This is a genomic window from Bacillus sp. LBA3-1-1.1 (genome assembly GCF_040676495.1).
GTDB classification, from domain to species: Bacteria; Bacillota; Bacilli; order Bacillales; family Bacillaceae_G; genus Bacillus_A; species Bacillus_A nitratireducens.
On record NZ_JBEGIB010000001.1, the window covers coordinates 168,316 to 188,443 of the forward strand.

A 20,128-nucleotide genomic window follows, 5' to 3' on the forward strand; every position below is an offset into this window, starting at 1 on the left:
GGGGCATTTACATGCAGAATGAAGAAGGTTTTACTCTTTTAGAAATGTTGTTAGTTATGGTTGTCATCACTGTATTATTACTATTAATTATTCCAAATGTAGTTAAGCAGCGATCCTCGGTGCAGGAAAAAGGGTGTGAAGCCTACATAAAATCTGTAGAAGCACAAATACAGGCATATCAACTCGAAAATAATAAAATACCTACAATCGAGGAATTAAAAACTAAAAAATATATTGCTGTTGATGAATGTCCGAAAGGTAAACCAATCCATATTTCTGATGATGGCACGGTATCAGCAGGGAAATCGTGAAGCAAAAAGGTTTTACTCTTTTAGAGATGCTACTTGTCTTATTTGCTATTTCTGTACTGAGTGTTGTTACGCATTTTAACGTTACTTCATTACATGAAAAACAAAGAGTTGAGCAGTTTTTAAAACAGTTTTCAAATGATATTTTGTATATGCAGCAGTTGGCAATTAAGCGTCAAAAACATTATACGTTACGCTGGTTTAAAGGGAAACAGATGTATTATATTTCGGAATCAGAGACGGATTTTTTAATTGTTAAGAGGGAATACAATAAAGATATCCAATTTGATTTGCATACCTTTCCAAATCCAATGACATATAATCCGAGCGGAAATATTAATAGAGGTGGTACGATTTTACTTTCCTATCAAGGGTATAAATATGAAATTGTATTTCAGCTTGGAAGAGGGAGATTTACGTATCGTGAAGTGTCAAAAAGGATCAGTAATGGTTGAAATGGTTGTAGCGTTAAGTTTAATAATGATGGCAGTATCGTTATTACTCCCGCAAACATTATTAATTATGCAGGAAAGAAAAAATATAAAAATGAGCTATAAAGCATTAATATTATTAAAAAAAGAAGCGGCCTTGTTTAAGTATGAGGATGAGGAAAAGCGAGAAAAAGAGCAAGTCATAAAAGGGATTGTATATTACACATATTGGAGAGGAGATGAAGTTTGTGCGGTGTGGAAAGATATGAGAGGAAAAGCGATGGAGCAATGCCTTTATGCAGAGAAAAGATAAAAAGGAAGCGGGATTTACCTTAATAGAAATGATTGCATGTTTTTTACTTTTATCAATGTTCTTTTTACTTTTACCGCGTCTTCATATTATGGGGATAGAAAATACACATTCAAAAGGATTAAATGACTGGGAGTGGGATGTGTTTTTAGGACAAATGCAATTAGAATTTCGTGAAGTAATAAGTGGGAGGAAGATAGAACGAGAAAATGATTGGAATATTTTGCGTTTCCAACTTCGTAATGATGATGAGGTGACGTATGAAAAAGTGAATAGTAATTTAATAAGAAAAGTAAACATGCGCGGAAGGGAAGTTATATTACAAAGGATTGAAGCGATTTCGTATAAATTAACACCTCAGTTGCTATATATACGTGTGAAAGATATAGGTGGTGAAATATATGAAGGCGTGGTTGTACGCTATAGTGAAATTGAGATAGAAACATGAGAAAACAAGACGGATTTGCAATGCCAGGAACAATTATTTTTCTTATTTTATTAATTTCTTTTTTGATGTGCGAAACGAATATGTTACTTTTGGATAAAAAATTTTATGCTGAAATAGAACGGAATTTTTTCATGGAGGAACTTATTGATCGAGCTATTTCAGATATAAAAAGAGACTTACAGCAAAAAGAAAAAGAGGATATTTTTTTGTTCCAGTATGAAAGAGGAGAAGTTAGTGGAAAGTACGTCTTTGAAAATGATGTTATTATCATTTCGTTGCAATGTGTTACAAAGCAGAGAGTTTTCTATACAGTGAGCTTTCGCTATAGGAAAAGGGATAATAAAATATTTGATTGGGTAGAAGGATAGTGTGTAAAATACGCGGGAGAGAACCACTAATTCCTATTGTGGAGTGATTTAATTTCTTTGAGGAAAGGGATAAAATGATAGTTAAAAGTTTAAATTTTCTCAAAAAAGAGAAAGGTAGAAAGAATATGATATATTCATGCTATCCAATCATTTTTTTCTAGGGAGATAAGGAAATGACAAATAACAATCAAATAGGTGAAAATAAGGAACAAACTATTTTTGATCATAAAGGAAATACGATTATGACAGAGGATAGGGAAATACAAATTATTTCAAAATTCGAAGAACCTCTTATTGTCGTATTAGCAAATGTATTAAGTGATGAAGAGTGTGACGAATTAATTGAATTGTCTAAAAATAATATGAAACGTTCTAAAGTTGGTTCATCACGTGATGTAAATGATATTCGAACAAGTAGTGGTGCATTTTTGGAAGAGAATGAACTAACTTCGAAGATTGAAAAACGAATTTCATCTATCACGAATGTTCCTGTAGCGCATGGAGAAGGATTGCACATTTTAAACTATGAAGTAGATCAAGAATATAAAGCGCACTATGATTATTTTGCGGAACATAGTAGATCAGCTGCTAATAATCGTATAAGTACTCTTGTGATGTACTTAAATGATGTAGAAGAAGGCGGAGAAACATTCTTTCCGAAATTAAATCTTTCTGTACACCCTAGAAAGGGAATGGCAGTATACTTTGAGTACTTTTATCAAGATCAATCACTAAATGAGCTTACGTTACATGGAGGGGCACCTGTTACGAAGGGCGAGAAATGGATTGCAACGCAGTGGGTGAGAAGAGGTACTTATAAGTAAAAGTGATCAGCTTGTTTGATTGCAAGAAAATAGCGAGTATGTTACGTTTTGTTCTTCATAGCATAAGAAGAACAAAACGTTTTTTTTATTAAATAAAGCAACAACTTTCGTTATAATAACAAATAATAACGGATGATTGAGAGGAACGAAAATGAAATCTATATACATAACTGGCTATATGGGAGCCGGGAAAACAACAATTGGAAAAGTGTTAAGTAAAGAACTTCATATGGATGTTGTAGATACAGACCAAAAAATTGAAGAGAAGCAAGAGAAGGCAATTCGTGATATTTTTGCCGAAGAAGGCGAAATGGCTTTTCGGGAATATGAAAGTGAAATGTTACGTTCACTACCGGTTCAGAATGTAATTATTACAACTGGTGGAGGGATTATTGAACGAGCGGAAAATCGAAAGTGGATGAAGGAAAATGGAACTGTCGTGTATTTATATTGTGATCCACATGTAATTGCAGAAAGGCTTCGTGAAGATACGACACGGCCACTATTTCAGAAGAAAGATATAGATGCATTTGTAACGAAATTCGAATCGCGTCGAGCTTATTATGAAGAGGCACATATTCATATCGATACGACAAGTAAGTCGGTAAAGCAAATCATGAATGAATTAAAGGAAAAGATTAATGAATAAAAAAGTGGACATACTAATCAAGTAGAGGTGATGATAATATGTCTACTAATGATTATGTACGCTTTGTGACACAGCAATTTGTGTCGTATATGGATGCTCCCAAAGAGGATCGAAAACAAAAGAAAGAACAACGTCGTGCTGAAAAAGAGCCATTTATGAATAAGTGGTTTGGTGTTATGCCACTTAGTGCTGCTTTGTTTTATCGAAATGTAAAAAATAAAAGAAAAAAATCAAGTTAATCATTCTTCGTTCACTTGTGAGGCGTATAGCCAATAAAAATCCCCTAGTATAACAAGATGCTAGGGGATTTTTTGTTTATCCCGCATTAACGGGCAGTAAGGGAAGGACAAAACCCCCACTGATTAAAGTTTAACTTTATTGCACAGATTCTTTTTCTTCAGTAACGGCATGTATTTTATTGTTTACCCATACAAATCCAATTCCAATACAAATAGAAATGCCCCACCCAACAGCGGTCATAATAGCTCTCATTTCACCATATCCATCTACACCGAAAACAGAGATGAAATAGATTTTTAAGAAACTTTTTAATATAAATTGAAGACCGAAAAATAGTGTTAAATATTGCAGTGCTGGATATATACGGCTATCTCGGTAAAGCTCACGACTTTTATCACGGTCATGACCTTGCAATGCAGCAATGTCTGCTGCGAAATATAACATAAGTGGTTTTTTTATAAAAATTGTACATATGACGATAATACCGAGTACGATGTGATAATACGCATCGTTCCACAACATTCGTTCTGCTGATCCAGATAATAAATCTACCGTTGTATTAGAAATGAGTGTAATTAAAATAAAGAACCCTGTCACGTTAAACTGTTTTTCTTTCTTAAAGGTATACAGTGTATAAATAATCCCCGGAACAGAGGAAAGTAACATCGCGTAATAAGGATCGATATAAGGTTTTGCAAATTTCCAAATGAGGAATGGGATTACGAGATAAAAGACAAGATCTAATATAGCTTTTTTATTTTGATTCATATAAATCCTCCTTAAGTCATACATATATTTTATAATATAATTTCTGAAAATTGTATAAGGTTTAATGAAAAAAAGAAAAGTAGATGATTAGTAGATTAAAAAAATTGTCCCTAGCGTAGTAAGTTTTTTTAGTATATAATAAAGGAAACGCTTTCATTTTTTTGTTTTGTTCACAAAATGGACGGAAAATCACATATTTACTATCGATATGTTGCTTTATAATGAAACTAATTAAATATACATGCATACAATATTGTGAAATAAATAACATAAATAATCTATATAAATGTAAACGTTACCAAAGGGAGAGGTGGAGACAATGAGTAAATTTTTCTTCAATCATAATCCAGCAACAGTAGAGGATGGTAGGCTTGTTAAGTATGCTGAAATTATTTATGGAGAAGGTGGCCGTTCTGTATTAGAAAATTTAATGGTGAAGGCATCTATCAGATTGCGTGATCGTTATCCGAATAAATCTGATGAGCAGATCTCGAACCTCGTAAATAAAGGCATCCATGATATGTTTCAAAAATATGTGAGTGAGTAAGAGTAGCCAATGGCTGCTCTTATTTTTTGTATAAGGATTGCGCCTCTAGCTGAAAATAAGGGTGTATTTTGAAAGACTTAAAAAGGAGTGGAAAAGATGAGCAATGGAATTGGACGTTCAAAAGAAAATCTGCCGACTGATGCAAATCATGTAAGTGCGAAGGATCGCGCATATCAAAAACGTATGACAGAGAAAAAACAACGAGAGCGTAATGACGATAGAGAATAGGATGGTAAAACATCTTAAAAAAAGCTCCTTCTACAGTTGAAGGAGCTTTTTTTAAGATAGAAAATGATTTGCGGTAATATAAAAGAGGCCGCCGTTTATAATTTGCATTGTAATGCGTGGTTCGTATTGTTCTTGTAATGCTTGCTTTTCAATTTCATAGCTTTCTGGAAGCTCATCGCTATCTTCGTAAAATCGATTTAAAAGGTCTAAATCGTGATTCCAACGCACTCTTGCTTCTTTTGCCCACGTATGGTCATCTTCTGCGATTATATGTTTTAAAGCGTCCTCTATACGTTGTAAACCACTTTGTGGCTTAATGATAGGGGAAAGCGTAAAACAAAAATCAGGTATTTTTGGGGTGACTTTTATCTCTGTTAAAGTGTCATGGAAGTTTGCGATCATTGTTCCAGAAATAAGGTGAATACCGATGGAATGAAGGATGTCTTTTTTTCGATCGCATTGATAAGATACTTTTATATTTACACCAAGCCAAGGGTGGAGCGGAGTATGTGTTGCCCCGTTATGTTTCACGTCCTCGTATAACCGTATGTATGAGCCTAGTTCTTTTGTCGTTTCAAAGATTTGATGCAAACGTGGTGAACCGTAATGAATAAGTTCACCATCGTTTTCTTCGTTTTCCGGATTTGTAATAAGAGTAAGGCGCATCGGATTCGGAACGCCTCCTGTTTTTTCAAGATAGTGCCAATAGAAAGGGCGATTCATTAATAGCTTATCCATTTCAATTGTCAACTGCACGTCTAATAGGTGAGGGGAATGTTCTAAAATTTCGCAGTTATTCGCCTCAAAAAAGTTATATAAGTAATTATGAATTTCATTTTGCTGCATAGCCCTGCACCTCTGCTTCATTGCGCTTCGCAAAATCGATAATAGATGTTAAATTTTCCATTTTGATTCGAATTTCTCCTTCGCTTTTTGACTGTGCAAAAATTTCTTGAATATGCGCATCGATATTTTTCATGTTGATTCTCGTTAAAATTTCATCAAGTTCGCCGATTACCCGTTCAAATAAATTAATTTTTTCATACAGCAGTTTTAAAATATGCTCTTCAACAGTATGCTTGGTTGCTAAGTTATAAATATGAACATCATTTTTTTGTCCAAGACGATGAATACGCCCAATTCTTTGTTCGAGTCTCATTGGATTCCACGGTAAGTCATAATTAATCATATGGCTACAAAACTGTAAGTTAATTCCTTCACCGCCAGCTTCGGTCGCGATTAACACTTGAGCACGATTTTGGAAAAGTTCCTTCATCCAATCTTTCTTTCCTCGTTTAAATCCACCACGAAATGGAACAGAGGAAATTCCATGTTGTTGTAAGAACCATTGTAAATACATTTGCGACGCTCTATATTCAGTGAAAATGATGACTTTATCGTCAATTTCTTTTATAAGCTCTAGAGCTTTATTTGCTTTTGAATTGAAAGGAATATGATTAATTTTGTCCATTAACACATCGATATGTGGTTCCTTTATGTAGTGCTCATTTTCTTTCTGTCTTTTTTCTACATGTTTTTTTAATGAATAGTAAACAGCTTCGCGACTACTACATGCTTCCCGTTTTAAAGTTAAAGATGAGAAAGCAGACGTGAAGGCATCTTGTCCTCGCCAATTTTCAATCGCGTTATATAACGCTTGTTCTTCTTCATTAAACTCAACAAAAATTGTACGTACATGCCTTTTGGGCCAATCAATTCCAGTATTATGACGTCGATTTCGGACCATTACTTTGTTGATGAGAGCTTTTAAATCTTCATCAGATTCAGCCGAACGATTTTTTGAAGCATAATATTCTTCAAAATTAGATTGGTTGCCTAAATGACCTGGTTTTAATAAAGAAACGAGGTTGAAGATTTCATCGATTTTATTTTGAACAGGAGTAGCGGTTAGTAATAAACAAAACTTCTTTTTTAATCGTTGTGCAAATTCATAGTTTTTTGTTTTATTATTTTTTAGTTTATGTGCTTCATCAATAATAATAAGGTCATATTCTAAGTTTAAAACGATATCGCGATGCGGCGATCGTTTCGCAGTATCGATTGATGAAACGATGACATCAGCTTGTTCCCAAGAATAACTTTTCTTTTGAGCGACCGCAGGAATAAAAAATTTTGTGTTTAGTTCATATGCCCACTGAGACACGAGAGAAGCTGGAACTAGAATGAGTACCTTTTTTACAAGTCCTCGCACCATATATTCTTTTAAAATAAGACCAGCTTCGATTGTTTTTCCAAGTCCAACTTCATCTGCCAAAATTGCTTTACCATTCATTTGTTCAATAACATTTTGAGCGACTTCTAGTTGATGCGGAAGTGGCGTGAAATGTGATAAGTGTTTTGGTGCTTGTAATCCATCAAAAGTAGGGACGAGTAATGATTTTTCAGTTTTATAAGCTAATTGATATAAATCCCAATTTGTCCAAGGGCCATCTTCATCAATTCTTTTTAAAAAATTATTTTGCCACGTTCGATCTACGGAAATATCGACATTCATTCAGACGCTCCCACCTTTTATAAACTAAAGTGATTATTAAAAAAATCTTTATTATAAGCCTTGTTATAAGGCATTATCACAATTACTAAAAATTAAAGAATAAGCAATGATAAAGTGAAACTTTAATCAGTGGGGAGGGTTCATCCCCACTGATTATTAGTTGAACGAATCGGGCATTTACGGGCAGTTATCTCCCACCTAACTTCCTCGCATTCGCTGAATTTTGAGGAGGGAGTCTTACTGCCAGTTAATGCGGGATAAAGGGATAAATCTCAAAAGTTGTATTTAATAAGAATAAGAATAAAAAATTCTAAATTATTTTTTATGCTAGAATATTGATGAAATATAGCGAATGATGTTAGGATAATGGTGTGAAATGTGTGGAATCTTTCGTATTTTATCCAAGAAAGTACTTTTTTATTTACGCTTTCATAAAAAAATATAGTGAGATTCCGTATATCCTATCTTTTCAGAATGAAAATGTTTAGATATGGGAAGCAACTTTTATTGATTTGTCAGAGCATAAGGGGGAAAGAGCATGATTACATTACAACGTACACCGTTATTTGATGTATACGCGAAGTATGGTGGGAAAACAATCGACTTTGGTGGTTGGGAATTACCAGTTCAATTTTCAAGCATTAAAGAAGAACACGAAGCTGTACGTACAGCGGCAGGTTTGTTCGATGTGTCTCATATGGGAGAAGTTGAGGTAAAAGGTGTAGATAGTTTAGCATTTTTACAACGTGTTGTTACAAATGACGTATCTACCTTAAAGGTAGGAGGCGCACAATATACAGCTATGTGCTACGAAAATGGTGGTACAGTAGATGATTTATTAATCTACAAACGTGGTGAAGAAGACTATTTATTAGTAATCAATGCATCCAATATCGAGAAAGATTACGAATGGTTAGCAAGTCATGTAATTGGCGATGCGAAAGTAGTCAATGTTTCTAGTGAAGTTGCGCAGCTTGCAATTCAAGGACCAAAAGCAGAAGGCATTTTACAAAAAGTTGTGTCAGAAGATTTGAAAGAAATTAAGTTCTTTAAATTTAAAAACGATATTCTTGTAGATGGAATTCCTGCACTTGTATCTCGTACAGGTTACACAGGTGAAGACGGATTTGAAATTTACTGTAAGAGTGAAGATGCTGCAAAACTTTGGGAGAAACTTCTTGAAGTTGGAGCAGAAGAGGGCTTAAAAGCATGTGGTTTAGGTGCTCGTGATACACTTCGCTTTGAAGCAACACTTCCGTTATACGGACAAGAATTATCAAAAGATATTACACCGATTGAAGCAGGAATTGGCTTTGCGGTAAAACCAAACAAAGAAGCAGACTTCTTTGGAAAAGAAACGTTAAAAGAGCAAAAAGAAAACGGTGCATCTCGTAAATTAGTCGGCATCGAAGTAATCGAACGCGGTATTCCTCGTACGCATTACCCTGTATTTGTAGGAGAAGAAAAAATCGGGGAAGTAACGAGTGGTACACAATCTCCAACGTTAAAGAAAAGCATTGGTTTAGCACTAATTGATGTAAAATACGCAGCAGTTGATACAGAAGTAGAAATTGAAATTCGTAATAAACGCGTCAAAGCAGTAGTTGTTCCAACACCATTTTATAAACGTTCTAAGTAACGGGGAGAGGGGTAGATTTCATGTTGCATCGTTATCTTCCAATGACAGAAGAAGACAAAAAAGAAATGTTACAAACGATCGGCGTTCAAACGATCGACGAATTATTCTCTGATATTCCAGAGAGTGTTCGTTTTAAAGGGGATTTAAAAATTAAAGAAGCAAAATCAGAGCCAGAGCTTTTAAAAGAGCTATCTCAAATGGCTAGTAAAAATGCTAATTTAAAAGAATACGCTTCTTTCTTAGGAGCAGGCGTATACGATCATTACGCTCCAGTAATTGTTGATCATGTTATTTCTCGTTCAGAGTTTTACACAGCTTACACACCATACCAACCTGAAATTTCACAAGGGGAATTACAAGCTATTTTTGAATTTCAAACAATGATTTGTGAATTAACAGGAATGGATGTAGCAAACTCTTCTATGTACGATGGAGGTACAGCTTTAGCTGAAGCGGCAATGCTAGCAGCTGGCCATACTCGTAAAAAGAAAATTCTTGTATCTAGTGCAGTTCATCCAGAATCAAGAGCAGTACTTGAAACGTATGCAAAAGGTCAACATCTTGAAGTTGTTGAAATTAATCATAAAGATGGTGTAACAGATTTAGACGTATTACAAAGTGAAGTAGATGATACAGTTGCTTGTGTAATCGTTCAATATCCAAACTTCTTCGGACAAGTTGAGAAATTAGCTGATATTGAAAAAATCGTTCATCAACAAAAATCATTATTTATCGTTTCTTCAAATCCATTATCATTAGGCGCATTAACACCACCAGGAAAATTTGGTGCTGATGTTGTAATCGGTGATGCACAACCATTTGGTATTCCAACGCAGTTTGGTGGACCACACTGTGGTTACTTTGCAACAACGAAAGCATTTATGCGTAAAATTCCAGGACGTCTTGTTGGACAAACTGTAGATTCAGATGGTAAACGTGGGTTTGTATTAACGTTACAAGCGCGTGAACAGCATATTCGCCGTGACAAAGCGACGTCTAACATTTGTTCAAACCAAGCGTTAAATGCATTAGCAGCATCAGTTGCAATGACGGCACTTGGTAAACAAGGTGTGAAAGAAATGGCACGTCAAAACATTTCTAAAGCACAATATGCAAAACGTCAATTTGAAGCGAAAGGCTTCACTGTAACATTTGCTGGACCATTCTTCAATGAGTTTGTTGTAGATTGCAAGCGTCCAGTGAAAGAAGTAAACGATGCATTATTACAAAAGAATATTATCGGTGGTTACGACCTAGGCCGTGATTATAAAGAGCATGAAAATCATATGCTTTTAGCAGTAACTGAGCTTCGTACAAAAGAGGAAATTGACACACTTGTAAACGAAATGGGGGCTATCCAATGAAGAACCAAGACCAAGCACTTATTTTTGAAGTGACTAAAGAAGGACGCGTAGGATATAGCTTACCCAAATTAGATGTAGAAGAAGTGAAACTAGAAGATGTATTTGAGAGCGATTATATTCGAGTAGAAGATGCAGAGCTACCAGAAGTATCTGAACTTGACATTATGCGCCACTATACAGCACTTTCAAACCGTAACCACGGCGTTGATTCTGGATTCTATCCACTTGGATCTTGTACGATGAAGTATAATCCGAAAATTAATGAAAACGTAGCTCGTTTCGCAGGATTTGCAAATATTCATCCACTTCAAGATGAAAAGACAGTGCAAGGTGCAATGGAATTAATGTACGACTTACAAGAGCATTTAATCGAAATTACAGGTATGGATACTGTTACATTACAACCAGCAGCTGGTGCACACGGAGAATGGACAGGTTTAATGTTAATTCGTGCATACCATGAAGCAAATGGTGACTTTAACCGTACGAAAGTAATTGTTCCTGACTCTGCTCACGGAACAAACCCAGCATCTGCAACTGTAGCTGGGTTTGAAACAATTACAGTAAAATCAAATGAACATGGTCTTGTTGACTTAGAAGACTTAAAACGTGTTGTAAATGAAGAAACAGCGGCACTTATGTTAACAAATCCAAATACATTAGGCCTATTCGAAGAAAATATTTTAGAAATGGCAGAAATCGTCCATAACGCAGGCGGTAAATTATACTATGATGGTGCAAATTTAAATGCGGTATTAAGCCAAGCACGCCCAGGAGATATGGGATTTGACGTTGTGCATTTAAACCTTCATAAAACATTTACAGGTCCTCACGGCGGCGGTGGTCCAGGTTCTGGTCCAGTAGGTGTGAAAGCTGATTTAATTCCGTACTTACCAAAACCGATTTTGGAGAAAACGGAAAATGGCTATCACTTCAACTATGATCGTCCAGAAGCAATTGGGCGTGTGAAACCATTCTATGGTAACTTCGGAATTAACGTTCGTGCATACACATATATTCGTTCTATGGGTCCAGATGGCTTGCGTGCAGTAACTGAGTATGCTGTATTAAATGCGAACTACATGATGAGAAGATTAGCACCATTCTATGATCTTCCGTTCGATAGACATTGTAAACATGAATTTGTATTATCAGGTCGTCGTCAAAAGAAACTTGGTGTACGTACGTTAGATATTGCAAAACGTCTGCTTGATTTCGGTTACCATCCACCAACAATTTACTTCCCATTAAATGTGGAAGAATGTATTATGATTGAGCCAACAGAAACAGAATCAAAAGAAACGTTAGATGGTTTCATTGATAAGATGATTCAAATCGCTAAAGAAGTAGAAGAAAATCCAGAAGTTGTACAAGAAGCACCGCATACTACAGTCATTAAACGTTTAGACGAAACGATGGCTGCACGTAAACCTATTTTACGTTATGAAAAGCTAGCTCCTGTACAAGTTTGATTAGAATAAAAAAGAACTCGCTATATGCGGGTTCTTTTTTTTGTGCAGGTAGGATGAAAAAAGTGTTAAAAATTATTATTTTTTGTTTCATATTGCTGTAAAGAAGCAGTTTTATAGGTGATTTTGTTGAAAAAGTAGGTTTGATAAAAGTATTTATTTTTGTTAGAATTTTATTGAAATTAAGAAGATGTGATGAGGCAAAAATTACTCATTTTTATGTATATGTGAAAAAACGAGCAATATGGGGGTGAAAGTGTGGGATATCGATGTTATAGAATGGTATACCATTTAGAAAATGGAGAAACAATTAAAGATATAAAAGAATTTTGTTACCGAGACCAAGGGAAAGTGCTAGAAAGAGTAGCTCATCGTGTAATGGACAATAGAGAAGTGACAGTGATTGATAAACAGGGAACGATCATTTCAATAGCGTGTGAGGACATTGTAAAGGTAGAACTTGATTACATAACAGAAAGTTAACCTTGAGTCATATCGAATTATTCGATAAAATATACTGTTGAATGGTGAAGAGAGCAGAGAGGAGTTTATCATGGGTAGTACAAGACACTTTTATATGTTTATTTTAGCTTTTGTTCTTGTTGTGGCGTTAACAATTTATTTAATTGTTGATAGTAGCTGGTACAATACGGTTCATCCGGCATTCCTTCTATTTATGTATGTAGGAATTGCGGTTGTTAGTTTCGGAATGAGAGACGAAATGTTAGATCGCTTTGAAAAGTGATACATATACGAAAGACCAACAGGAAAATGTTGGTCTTTTTTTCTTGCCAAAAATAGGATGTTCTGTATATACTGTGTATATAAGGTATATACAGTATATACACACTGGAGGAAAACATGAATATTATTATTTCGAATTCTTCCCAAGACCCTATTTATGTGCAAATAAGGAAACAATTAAGCCAGCTTATTTTAAATGGTGGTTTAAAGGGTGGAGATCAATTACCGTCTATTCGTAGCTTAGCGAAGGAATTACAAATTAGTGTAATTACAACGAAGCGTGCGTACGAGGAGCTTGAAAAAGAAGGATATATAGAAACTGTTGCTGGCAAGGGGACTTATGTTTCACGTAAAAATAATGAACTATTAAAAGAACAGCGGCTACGTCTATTGGAAAGTAAAGCGGAAGAGATTGTGAATGAAAGTAAAGTGTTGCAGCTTTCACTTGAAGATTTACAACAGATGATTGCGTGTTTATACAAGGGGGAATAAGAGATGTTAGAGCTGAAAGATGTTTGTAAAACTTATCAAGATTTCTCAGTGAAAAATATAAGTTTTACATTGCCACGTGGATATATTATGGGATTTGTTGGACCGAATGGAGCGGGGAAAAGTACGACGATCAAAATGATTATGAATTTAATTAGAAAAGATAGTGGTGATATAAAAATTTTTGGCAAAGACAATAAGAAAGCCGAAAAGGAAATAAAACAAAATATCGGTTTTGTATATGATGAAAATCATTACTACGAAGATTTAACGTGTGAGCAAATGAAGCGTATTATTGCACCGTTATATAAAAAGTGGGACGAAAATCAATATCAATCGTATATGCAAAGATTACAAGTTCCAAAGTCTAAAAAAATTAAAGAGTTATCAAAAGGGATGAAAATGAAATTTGCGATTGCAATCGCACTTTCACACCATGCGGAATTCATTATTATGGATGAACCAACAGCAGGATTAGACCCAGTTGTTCGAAGTGAATTACTTGATATGCTGCAAGAAATTGTAATGGAAGATGAAGTATCTGTATTATTCTCAACACACATTACAACAGACTTAGAGCGCATCGCGGATTATATTACGTTCATAAATGATGGAGAAATTATATTTACTGGTGAGAAAGATGAATTAATGGAGAACTACGTAATTGTAAAAGGAAGTAATGATTTATTAGATAGAGAAGGAAAAGAATTATTTGTTGGATTACGAAAAAATAAATTTGGTTTCGAAGGTTTAGCAAAGGATAAACAAGCAATTATCGATTGGTTTGGAAATGAGGTTGTACTAGAAAAACCAACATTAGACGATATTATCGTTTACACCGCAAAAGGGAGAGGTGCCTATGCGTCAGCTCATATATAAAGATTTGTTCTTTTTTCGAGTGATGTGGTTAGTTTATCTAATTGTGCCACTAATGTTTTCTTTTATAGAGCCAGTTGGTGAAACGGTATTTTCTACAAGTTGCTTACTTATAACAATTTCCACATCAATGATATTGATAGGGATGGATGAAAAAAATAAAAGTGATGTCATTATGAATAGTTTACCACTAAGTCGAAAGGATATCGTTATGGCGAGATATATTTCCTGTGCGATATTTATCGCTGGAAGTATATTTGTAACGATGTTCGTTATTTTTCTAATAAGAGGTGTTGTTGTCATTAGTGATATTCGTGCATATCATCCGAATTTATATATTGAAATCCCTTGGTATGCAGTAGTCAGAGCGGCGATATGCTCTTTAGTTTATATAGCAGTGCTGTTTCCTAGTTATTACGGAACACGATCTAAAATGGCACTTGGGCTATTTACAGGTGGAGCGGCTATGGTAGCTGTTTTTGCAGGGATATTTATAGGTGATGGCGAAACTGCGGCATTATCGTTTGTTGAATGGGTTATAGTTCCTTCACATTTTATGTGGTTGTTAGTTGGAGGAACGATATTAGCTAGTTTATATATCGCTTCTATGTTTCTTACAATTAGAATTTATGAAGCACGTGATTTATAGAGAGGAGAATTTATATGCAACAGTTGATTTTGAAGGAGTTTTTCTTGCAAAGAAAAGTATTTCCCATCTATTTAATCCTGCCTATTTATGGGGTGCTACAACAGTCTATAGAACCATTTCAGTTGGCGTTTGTTTGTTTTGCTATCTGTCTTTTGATGATTTCAATCTCTTTATCAAATGAAGAGAAAAATAGTACGGAAAAAATATTAGTAAGTCTACCTTTTACTAGGAAAGATATTGTCATTGCGAAATACATATCGACAGTATTTTTTATTGGAGTTAGTCTAATCGTTACATTTGTTTTCTTTGTGCTACCTGTATCTGTATTAAGAGAAAATACAAACATTCCGTGGTATGCACTATTTATAGCTATTTTCTTTTCTATTCTTTATGCTGTTATGATTCTTCCCATAAAATATAGTGTGGATAAACAAACGATTACTATTCTTGGAGCGATTATGCTTTTTCCTATAATAGGTTTGTTAGGATTTATGTGCAATATATTTGCTGAGGAAAGGCTTATGCTAATGTTTTTCAGATCTTCAGATGTGCTATTAGTTATTAGTATTTTAAGTCTAGGAGCGTGTTTAAGTTATTTCGCCTCAATGTTTTTATCGATTGTAAGTTTTAAAAAGAAGGAGCTTTAATACTTATAATTTGTCTAATATAAAAACTAATAAGTGATGTTATGGGATGGGATGAGCTCAAGGAGGTGCAATAAATGATCAAACAATTAGTCTTAAAAGATATGATGTTGCAAAGAAAGTTAGGGTTTGTTGGTTTTATATGCTTGTTTTTCCTTGTAATTGTTGATTTGGGTAGCGACAATTTTCTTATGACGCTTAGCATATCTATACCTATCCTTGGAACAATATGGTCGACGAGTTATGAGGCTAGAAATAAGAGTGAAAAGATATTAAATAGTTTACCACTTCAACGTAAAGAAATTGTCATAGCGAAATACATATTTGTAAGTATTTTAGTTGTTTTAGGTGTGGTTTTCTCACTTTTAGTTGGTCTAATTCAGTTGCAAAATGAACATATAACTGCATTTATGCTGTGGGGAACGATTCTTGGTGGAATAACGGGAGGATTTGTTTATAGCATGATCGTACTTCCAATTGAATTTTCAGTAGAATATAGCAGTACGAAACAGGCCGCTTATTTTATGGGAATCATAATTGGGGGATTAAGTGGAGTGATTGTAAGTAGCGTATGGTTAGATGTAGAGAATGTTTGGAGCACGAGTCTAGTCGTAAATGTTTGCTTTATAGTAGGACTTCTTCTTTTATATATTATATCAATGTTACTCTCAATTAACTTGTATAATGAGCGTGATTTGTGAGGAGAGGGGGAATCACTTTGAAACAACTCATTGTAAAAGATTTCATTATCCAATGGAAATTTTTTATTTGGTACATACTGTATCCTATTTTCTTTTATATGGCCTTAACAGATACGAAAAATTTATTCATAATTATGTCAGTAATTATTACCGTTGGGGCAACAGTAAAAACATTTGAAGCCGATAGAAAAAATGAGAGTGAAGTCATATTAAATAGTTTGCCAATATCGAAAAAACAAATTGTATTTGCAAAGTATATAGTAGCAATTATTATTCTTTTTATAAGTGTAACGGTCGGTTGTTTCGCGATGGGAATGAAGAATGGAGTTAATGTATTTGAATTTATTGAAACGACAGTGGTTACTAGTATTAGTTTTATTTTAGTATATTTAAGCTTTGCATTGCCGTTATCGTTTTGGCTAGCATATAAAAAAATGGTTTTTATTACGATATTAATACTCATAGCACCGATTGTTATTTTCGAGATGATCTTTCAAATCAACCTGGAACAAATTCATCTATACAATAGTTTATTGTTTATTAGTTCAATTTGCATGTTCATAGTATCTATCTTCGTTTCAGTAAAATTGTATGAGAAGAGAGAATTTTAAAAGGTGCCTCATAAAAGGCACCTTCTTCAATAACGGCAATATGAGAGCAAAAGTTTATAAAAAGAAACACTATTAGGCACATCTTTCGGAGTATGTAAGATAAAGCTGAAAACGATGATGAGAATGAGAAAGAGGAAAAATAAAAATAGGATCTGCTTATGTATAGAATTTTGCATATTATTCACTCCTTTTTTAGGTAGTATGTCCAAAAGAAAGGAGTGTATGAAAAATTTTAGGAGGGAGAATGATGAGCAAAAGAAAATGGTTATATAGAATAGGAGTACTTTTATTTTCAATCGGTCTCATATTAGCAAATTTTTACTCAGATATCCCATCACCATTTCCTAATTTGCATAAAGTGATTGGTATAAGTATTGTCATAGCTGGTCTTCTTTGTCTTATCACATCAAATTTCTATAGAAAAGCTGAATAGACATAAAAAAGGACAGTTACTCTTTTTCAGAAGTACTGTCCTTTTTAAATAATTTATTCCATAGTTTGGCGATACTCCATATAATGACGATTGCAATGGAAGCAATAATTGACCAAGCGATAGATGCAAATTCAAGTGCCATGTTAGGAAGGAATGTAAGAATGGATAATACTTTATGAAACAACCATTCTATTATATGAAAACTTATTTGCAATAGAATGATAATCCCGAGTGTGATCCATGCTAACATCTGCTTTCCTTTCTCTTTCCACATGACAGTCACCTCACGTTAGCTTAATAGTTTTAAGCCAACAGCACCGCATAGAATGCAGCTTAAGAAGGCAAGACGACGCCAATCCGCTGATTCGCGGAAAATAAGAATACCTAGAAGTGCACTTCCGGCAGTTCCGATTCCAGTCCAAATTGCGTAAGCAGTTCCCATCGGTAATGTGTCCATTGCAAGGGATAAGAAGAAGAAGCTTACGCCGAAGTTAGCGATTAAAATAACTTTTGGTGCCCAGCCTTTCTTTTCAGTGGCTACTTTCATAAAGAGTACACCAATAATTTCACAAATACCAGCTAGAATTAAAAATACCCAAGCCATTTTATGCGGCCTCCTTCGCTTCTTTTTCTTCTGTTACTCGTTTTAAACCAATTACTCCGAAGAAGATTAAACCGATTAATAATACTTTTACAATAGAGAAAGGTTCTCCGAAGATGAAAATCTCTGTAAGAACGATTCCACCAGCTCCAATTCCTGTAAAGACTGCGTATACAGTGCCGACAGGTAAATCTTTATAAGCTCTAAATAATAAGACGAAACTAATTGTAATTAATAACGCAACACCAGCCCATTCAAGTGGTGCCTCCGCTTTTTTAAGTCCAATCACCCAAAAGATTTCAATAATACCAGCTATGATTACATAAATCCATGCCATATGTCATTTCTCCTTCCTACCAGTCGTTAGGTAAAGGGCTTAAAAACGACGCATTGCAAAGGAGCAATCCGTCAGTTTGAAAGTCCGCGCCAAAATACTTTCCAAGAAGCGTCTAAACGTGTCTCAAAACGATTTAAACCTGCGTATAGTAGTTCAACCATAAGACCGTCAAGTAAGCATAGAAAAGCCTCTAAGGCATCTTTTACTTCAATGTTATGCAGCTCATCTTGCTCGCTTGCCCTTTTAAATACAGGGAATAAAAGTTTTCCAACGTTCTCAATGTGTACATTTGCTTTATCAATAATTTGTTCGCGAAATGCATCAGGCGGAAAATAAGAAGTTCGTAACCAAAACATTGATTCTTCACTTTCACCAAATCGTTTTGCGTAACCTTTTAATAAATGTAAGAGCAATTCTTCAGTGAAAGAATTTGAAAATTTTTCAATATCGTCTGTGAAGCTCTGTACATCTTTTTGAAGAGCAGCCTCTAAACATGTAAAGTACAACTCTTCTTTTCCTTTAAAGTGTGCGTAAATCGATGGTTTTTTAATCCCAACTTCTTGAGCAATATTTGCTAATGAAGTTCCTTCATAGCCGTAGCGTGCGAAATGAGAAAGTGCTACAGCTTTAATGCGGTTTGCTGTCATTTTCATCCCCTACCTACCGTTCGTTAGGTTAATTATATGAGATGGAAAATATAAAGTCAATAGGTGAAGAGTTGAAAAAAAGAGCGCTATAGTTAACGCTCCTTTTTAGACTGTTTCTCGCTCAATTAAATGGAATGAAAGTTCTTCTGCGCTGCCGATAATTTGCTCACTTTGAATTTGTTTATGGAATAAAGAAAAAGCATGTGAGCCCATTGTGAGCCCAGGATGTTCAATAGTTGTAATTTCTAATGCTTTTGAAATTTCATGGTTATCAAATCCGAGGATAGCGAGGTCTTCAGGTATGCGAATGCCATGTTTTCGCGCCTCTGTTAATAAACCAGCTGCAACTTGATCGTTCGCTGTAAAAATAGCGGTTGGACGATTTTTCATGTTTAAAATACGATGAAGTATTTTTGCCCCGTCCTGCATCGTATAACATTGATGAAAAATCCAATCAGGGTGTACTGTTTTTCCTTCGTGACGAAGAGTATCGGCGAAAGCTTTTTTACGCTCGATTGAATTAACGCTTGTTTCTCTTGCTAAACAAATGCCGATTTTTTCATGGCCCTTACGAAGTAAATAGGAAGTACCAAGGCGGAATCCTTCATAATGATCTACAAAGACAGATGAAATGAGCGGATGTTTCGTTTTTTCACATGAAATAATGGGGGCAAATTTTGCGAACGGTTCAATTTGTTCCCATGAACTCGTTCGAGAGCAAATAATCATCCCGTCGAATTGTTTCATTTTCATCATTTCAAGAACACGAATTTCTTCAATGCTATCGTAATTCGTTTGGCATAAATTAATATGATATCCAGATGCTAATGCTTCGTTTCCGATCCCTTCAATAATGGTACTGAAGTATGGAACATTAATGAAAGGGAGCATAACCCCGATTGTATATGTTTTTCCCTTTATTAAGTGAATAGCATTAATATTTTTTGCATAGTTCAATTCTTCAACTGCATCTAGAACACGCTTACGTTTTTCTTCTTTTACGTAAGGGTGATTATTAAGGACGCGGGAAACAGTTGCTATGGATACACCAGCAGTTTTTGCAATCTGTTTTATATTGGCCATATGTATCACCTCTTTACTTAATTATAAAGGGAAAATAATAAGAATGAAAAAATCTTGACCTGAAAAGCTTTTCACAATCTATGTTATAAGCATGACTTCTGTTATTCGCGTAACCTTTTTATTTGGGCGTAAGAATAGCGAGGTCTTTTTTGTATGTCTGCAAAAAAGTTTTGTCAAAATGTGTGAGAATAACGTGGAAAGTTTT

30 protein-coding genes and 1 pseudogene are annotated in these 20,128 nt (G+C 34.7%); 22 read left to right on the plus strand and 9 right to left on the minus strand.

What is annotated here, in order from left to right; genetic code table 11:
* The first annotated feature begins 11 nt into the window (after positions 1-11).
* The 8 genes from comGC (at position 12) to MRBLBA3_RS00925 (ending at position 3,577) form a co-directional block, all read left to right on the plus strand.
* Positions 12-311 carry a competence type IV pilus major pilin ComGC gene (gene comGC, locus MRBLBA3_RS00890; protein ID WP_363379526.1) on the plus strand — a complete coding sequence of 100 codons (300 nt, stop codon included), beginning with the start codon at positions 12-14 and terminating at the stop codon, positions 309-311.
* Positions 308-763, plus strand: coding sequence for a competence type IV pilus minor pilin ComGD (comGD, locus tag MRBLBA3_RS00895; RefSeq protein ID WP_000810397.1), 456 nt, complete (start codon positions 308-310; stop codon positions 761-763). Before comGC ends, comGD begins: the two co-directional genes overlap by 4 nt.
* A complete protein-coding gene (locus MRBLBA3_RS00900; protein ID WP_000230010.1) occupies positions 756-1,052 on the plus strand; it encodes a hypothetical protein in 297 nt (98 codons plus the stop codon). Before comGD ends, MRBLBA3_RS00900 begins: the two co-directional genes overlap by 8 nt.
* Positions 1,036-1,497, plus strand: coding sequence for a competence type IV pilus minor pilin ComGF (gene comGF, locus MRBLBA3_RS00905; RefSeq protein ID WP_001189035.1), 462 nt, complete (start codon positions 1,036-1,038; stop codon positions 1,495-1,497). The genes MRBLBA3_RS00900 and comGF overlap by 17 nt, the downstream gene beginning before the upstream one ends.
* Positions 1,494-1,865: a competence type IV pilus minor pilin ComGG gene (gene comGG, locus MRBLBA3_RS00910; RefSeq protein ID WP_001231179.1), complete on the plus strand. Its 372-nt coding sequence runs from the start codon at positions 1,494-1,496 to the stop codon at positions 1,863-1,865. Before comGF ends, comGG begins: the two co-directional genes overlap by 4 nt.
* Positions 1,866-2,038: 173 nt before the next feature.
* Entirely contained in the window at positions 2,039-2,689 is a 651-nt protein-coding gene (locus MRBLBA3_RS00915; RefSeq protein WP_363379529.1) for a 2OG-Fe(II) oxygenase, read from the plus strand.
* 151 nt (positions 2,690-2,840) lie between these two features.
* Positions 2,841-3,338, plus strand: a complete 498-nt coding sequence (aroK, locus tag MRBLBA3_RS00920; RefSeq protein WP_000836667.1) for a shikimate kinase AroK — start codon at positions 2,841-2,843, stop codon at positions 3,336-3,338.
* A 38-nt stretch (positions 3,339-3,376) separates the two neighbouring features.
* Positions 3,377-3,577: a YqzE family protein gene (locus tag MRBLBA3_RS00925; RefSeq protein ID WP_000106081.1), complete on the plus strand. Its 201-nt coding sequence runs from the start codon at positions 3,377-3,379 to the stop codon at positions 3,575-3,577.
* Positions 3,578-3,713: 136 nt separating this feature from the next.
* Here MRBLBA3_RS00925 and MRBLBA3_RS00930 read toward each other — a convergent pair whose 3' ends face one another.
* A complete protein-coding gene (locus MRBLBA3_RS00930; RefSeq protein ID WP_001073110.1) occupies positions 3,714-4,346 on the minus strand; it encodes a VC0807 family protein in 633 nt (210 codons plus the stop codon).
* A gap of 128 nt (positions 4,347-4,474) precedes the next feature.
* Positions 4,475-4,593: pseudogene (locus tag MRBLBA3_RS00935) on the minus strand (GTP pyrophosphokinase).
* 72 nt (positions 4,594-4,665) lie between these two features.
* Here MRBLBA3_RS00935 and MRBLBA3_RS00940 point away from each other — a divergent pair.
* Both MRBLBA3_RS00940 and MRBLBA3_RS00945 read left to right on the plus strand, forming a co-directional pair.
* The gene (locus MRBLBA3_RS00940; protein ID WP_000032702.1) at positions 4,666-4,893 is read left to right on the plus strand and encodes a hypothetical protein; all 228 of its coding nucleotides are present in this window, start codon (positions 4,666-4,668) and stop codon (positions 4,891-4,893) included.
* 96 nt (positions 4,894-4,989) lie between these two features.
* On the plus strand, positions 4,990-5,121 hold the full coding sequence (locus MRBLBA3_RS00945) for a hypothetical protein (protein WP_000064673.1): 132 nt from the start codon (positions 4,990-4,992) through the stop codon (positions 5,119-5,121).
* 51 nt (positions 5,122-5,172) lie between these two features.
* Here MRBLBA3_RS00945 and MRBLBA3_RS00950 read toward each other — a convergent pair whose 3' ends face one another.
* Together MRBLBA3_RS00950 and MRBLBA3_RS00955 are read right to left on the minus strand one after the other, a co-directional pair.
* Entirely contained in the window at positions 5,173-5,967 is a 795-nt protein-coding gene (locus MRBLBA3_RS00950; protein WP_071734828.1) for a YqhG family protein, read from the minus strand.
* Positions 5,954-7,636: a DEAD/DEAH box helicase gene (locus MRBLBA3_RS00955; RefSeq protein WP_212088006.1), complete on the minus strand. Its 1,683-nt coding sequence runs from the start codon at positions 7,634-7,636 to the stop codon at positions 5,954-5,956. The genes MRBLBA3_RS00950 and MRBLBA3_RS00955 overlap by 14 nt, the downstream gene beginning before the upstream one ends.
* Positions 7,637-8,174: 538 nt before the next feature.
* Between MRBLBA3_RS00955 and gcvT the strand changes: the two genes are divergently transcribed.
* The 12 genes from gcvT to MRBLBA3_RS01015 all read left to right on the plus strand — a co-directional run bounded on the left by gcvT (position 8,175) and on the right by MRBLBA3_RS01015 (position 17,255).
* Positions 8,175-9,275, plus strand: coding sequence for a glycine cleavage system aminomethyltransferase GcvT (gene gcvT / locus MRBLBA3_RS00960; protein WP_000631761.1), 1,101 nt, complete (start codon positions 8,175-8,177; stop codon positions 9,273-9,275).
* Positions 9,276-9,295: 20 nt separating this feature from the next.
* Positions 9,296-10,639, plus strand: a complete 1,344-nt coding sequence (gene gcvPA, locus MRBLBA3_RS00965) for an aminomethyl-transferring glycine dehydrogenase subunit 1 (protein WP_000903235.1) — start codon at positions 9,296-9,298, stop codon at positions 10,637-10,639.
* Entirely contained in the window at positions 10,636-12,111 is a 1,476-nt protein-coding gene (gene gcvPB, locus MRBLBA3_RS00970; RefSeq protein ID WP_000795709.1) for an aminomethyl-transferring glycine dehydrogenase subunit 2, read from the plus strand. Before gcvPA ends, gcvPB begins: the two co-directional genes overlap by 4 nt.
* Positions 12,112-12,387: 276 nt before the next feature.
* Positions 12,388-12,591 carry a DUF3929 family protein gene (locus tag MRBLBA3_RS00975; protein WP_363379713.1) on the plus strand — a complete coding sequence of 68 codons (204 nt, stop codon included), beginning with the start codon at positions 12,388-12,390 and terminating at the stop codon, positions 12,589-12,591.
* Between the two features lie 70 nt (positions 12,592-12,661).
* Positions 12,662-12,853: a hypothetical protein gene (locus MRBLBA3_RS00980; RefSeq protein WP_000535934.1), complete on the plus strand. Its 192-nt coding sequence runs from the start codon at positions 12,662-12,664 to the stop codon at positions 12,851-12,853.
* A 116-nt stretch (positions 12,854-12,969) separates the two neighbouring features.
* Positions 12,970-13,344, plus strand: a complete 375-nt coding sequence (locus MRBLBA3_RS00985; protein ID WP_001021354.1) for a GntR family transcriptional regulator — start codon at positions 12,970-12,972, stop codon at positions 13,342-13,344.
* Between the two features lie 3 nt (positions 13,345-13,347).
* A complete protein-coding gene (locus MRBLBA3_RS00990) occupies positions 13,348-14,220 on the plus strand; it encodes an ABC transporter ATP-binding protein (protein ID WP_363379536.1) in 873 nt (290 codons plus the stop codon).
* Complete coding sequence (locus tag MRBLBA3_RS00995) at positions 14,201-14,866, plus strand: ABC-2 transporter permease (RefSeq protein ID WP_363379538.1); 666 nt, start codon at positions 14,201-14,203, stop codon at positions 14,864-14,866. The genes MRBLBA3_RS00990 and MRBLBA3_RS00995 overlap by 20 nt, the downstream gene beginning before the upstream one ends.
* A gap of 14 nt (positions 14,867-14,880) precedes the next feature.
* Complete coding sequence (locus MRBLBA3_RS01000; protein WP_363379540.1) at positions 14,881-15,513, plus strand: ABC-2 transporter permease; 633 nt, start codon at positions 14,881-14,883, stop codon at positions 15,511-15,513.
* 74 nt (positions 15,514-15,587) lie between these two features.
* A complete protein-coding gene (locus tag MRBLBA3_RS01005) occupies positions 15,588-16,211 on the plus strand; it encodes an ABC-2 transporter permease (protein ID WP_044737751.1) in 624 nt (207 codons plus the stop codon).
* A gap of 17 nt (positions 16,212-16,228) precedes the next feature.
* Positions 16,229-16,822, plus strand: coding sequence for an ABC-2 transporter permease (locus tag MRBLBA3_RS01010; protein ID WP_064474815.1), 594 nt, complete (start codon positions 16,229-16,231; stop codon positions 16,820-16,822).
* Between the two features lie 247 nt (positions 16,823-17,069).
* Complete coding sequence (locus tag MRBLBA3_RS01015) at positions 17,070-17,255, plus strand: hypothetical protein (RefSeq protein WP_363379715.1); 186 nt, start codon at positions 17,070-17,072, stop codon at positions 17,253-17,255.
* Positions 17,256-17,271: 16 nt separating this feature from the next.
* On the opposite strand, the gene MRBLBA3_RS01020 is transcribed toward MRBLBA3_RS01015, so the two are convergent.
* From MRBLBA3_RS01020 to MRBLBA3_RS01040, 5 genes are all read right to left on the minus strand, one after another.
* Entirely contained in the window at positions 17,272-17,529 is a 258-nt protein-coding gene (locus tag MRBLBA3_RS01020; protein WP_044737753.1) for a DUF3975 family protein, read from the minus strand.
* Between the two features lie 15 nt (positions 17,530-17,544).
* A complete protein-coding gene (locus MRBLBA3_RS01025; RefSeq protein ID WP_000312621.1) occupies positions 17,545-17,859 on the minus strand; it encodes a DMT family transporter in 315 nt (104 codons plus the stop codon).
* A gap of 1 nt (position 17,860) precedes the next feature.
* Entirely contained in the window at positions 17,861-18,193 is a 333-nt protein-coding gene (locus tag MRBLBA3_RS01030; protein ID WP_000312339.1) for a DMT family transporter, read from the minus strand.
* 71 nt (positions 18,194-18,264) lie between these two features.
* The gene (locus tag MRBLBA3_RS01035; RefSeq protein WP_363379544.1) at positions 18,265-18,846 is read right to left on the minus strand and encodes a TetR/AcrR family transcriptional regulator; all 582 of its coding nucleotides are present in this window, start codon (positions 18,844-18,846) and stop codon (positions 18,265-18,267) included.
* A gap of 99 nt (positions 18,847-18,945) precedes the next feature.
* Positions 18,946-19,923, minus strand: coding sequence for a LacI family DNA-binding transcriptional regulator (locus MRBLBA3_RS01040; protein WP_001273950.1), 978 nt, complete (start codon positions 19,921-19,923; stop codon positions 18,946-18,948).
* Positions 19,924-20,128 lie beyond the last annotated feature (205 nt).

Coding starts and splice junctions, on each gene's coding strand:
- comGC (WP_363379526.1), top strand. CDS start 12: ATGCAGAATGAAGAAGGTTTTACTCTTTTAGAAATGTTGTTAGTTATG.
- MRBLBA3_RS00900 (WP_000230010.1), top strand. CDS start 756: ATGGTTGAAATGGTTGTAGCGTTAAGTTTAATAATGATGGCAGTATCG.
- comGF (WP_001189035.1), top strand. CDS start 1,036: ATGCAGAGAAAAGATAAAAAGGAAGCGGGATTTACCTTAATAGAAATG.
- comGG (WP_001231179.1), top strand. CDS start 1,494: ATGAGAAAACAAGACGGATTTGCAATGCCAGGAACAATTATTTTTCTT.
- MRBLBA3_RS00915 (WP_363379529.1), top strand. CDS start 2,039: ATGACAAATAACAATCAAATAGGTGAAAATAAGGAACAAACTATTTTT.
- aroK (WP_000836667.1), top strand. CDS start 2,841: ATGAAATCTATATACATAACTGGCTATATGGGAGCCGGGAAAACAACA.
- MRBLBA3_RS00925 (WP_000106081.1), top strand. CDS start 3,377: ATGTCTACTAATGATTATGTACGCTTTGTGACACAGCAATTTGTGTCG.
- MRBLBA3_RS00930 (WP_001073110.1), bottom strand. CDS start 4,346: ATGAATCAAAATAAAAAAGCTATATTAGATCTTGTCTTTTATCTCGTA.
- MRBLBA3_RS00940 (WP_000032702.1), top strand. CDS start 4,666: ATGAGTAAATTTTTCTTCAATCATAATCCAGCAACAGTAGAGGATGGT.
- MRBLBA3_RS00945 (WP_000064673.1), top strand. CDS start 4,990: ATGAGCAATGGAATTGGACGTTCAAAAGAAAATCTGCCGACTGATGCA.
- MRBLBA3_RS00950 (WP_071734828.1), bottom strand. CDS start 5,967: ATGCAGCAAAATGAAATTCATAATTACTTATATAACTTTTTTGAGGCG.
- MRBLBA3_RS00955 (WP_212088006.1), bottom strand. CDS start 7,636: ATGAATGTCGATATTTCCGTAGATCGAACGTGGCAAAATAATTTTTTA.
- gcvT (WP_000631761.1), top strand. CDS start 8,175: ATGATTACATTACAACGTACACCGTTATTTGATGTATACGCGAAGTAT.
- gcvPA (WP_000903235.1), top strand. CDS start 9,296: ATGTTGCATCGTTATCTTCCAATGACAGAAGAAGACAAAAAAGAAATG.
- gcvPB (WP_000795709.1), top strand. CDS start 10,636: ATGAAGAACCAAGACCAAGCACTTATTTTTGAAGTGACTAAAGAAGGA.
- MRBLBA3_RS00975 (WP_363379713.1), top strand. CDS start 12,388: ATGGTATACCATTTAGAAAATGGAGAAACAATTAAAGATATAAAAGAA.
- MRBLBA3_RS00980 (WP_000535934.1), top strand. CDS start 12,662: ATGGGTAGTACAAGACACTTTTATATGTTTATTTTAGCTTTTGTTCTT.
- MRBLBA3_RS00985 (WP_001021354.1), top strand. CDS start 12,970: ATGAATATTATTATTTCGAATTCTTCCCAAGACCCTATTTATGTGCAA.
- MRBLBA3_RS00990 (WP_363379536.1), top strand. CDS start 13,348: ATGTTAGAGCTGAAAGATGTTTGTAAAACTTATCAAGATTTCTCAGTG.
- MRBLBA3_RS00995 (WP_363379538.1), top strand. CDS start 14,201: ATGCGTCAGCTCATATATAAAGATTTGTTCTTTTTTCGAGTGATGTGG.
- MRBLBA3_RS01000 (WP_363379540.1), top strand. CDS start 14,881: ATGCAACAGTTGATTTTGAAGGAGTTTTTCTTGCAAAGAAAAGTATTT.
- MRBLBA3_RS01005 (WP_044737751.1), top strand. CDS start 15,588: ATGATCAAACAATTAGTCTTAAAAGATATGATGTTGCAAAGAAAGTTA.
- MRBLBA3_RS01015 (WP_363379715.1), top strand. CDS start 17,070: ATGAGCAAAAGAAAATGGTTATATAGAATAGGAGTACTTTTATTTTCA.
- MRBLBA3_RS01020 (WP_044737753.1), bottom strand. CDS start 17,529: ATGTGGAAAGAGAAAGGAAAGCAGATGTTAGCATGGATCACACTCGGG.
- MRBLBA3_RS01025 (WP_000312621.1), bottom strand. CDS start 17,859: ATGGCTTGGGTATTTTTAATTCTAGCTGGTATTTGTGAAATTATTGGT.
- MRBLBA3_RS01030 (WP_000312339.1), bottom strand. CDS start 18,193: ATGGCATGGATTTATGTAATCATAGCTGGTATTATTGAAATCTTTTGG.
- MRBLBA3_RS01035 (WP_363379544.1), bottom strand. CDS start 18,846: ATGAAAATGACAGCAAACCGCATTAAAGCTGTAGCACTTTCTCATTTC.
- MRBLBA3_RS01040 (WP_001273950.1), bottom strand. CDS start 19,923: ATGGCCAATATAAAACAGATTGCAAAAACTGCTGGTGTATCCATAGCA.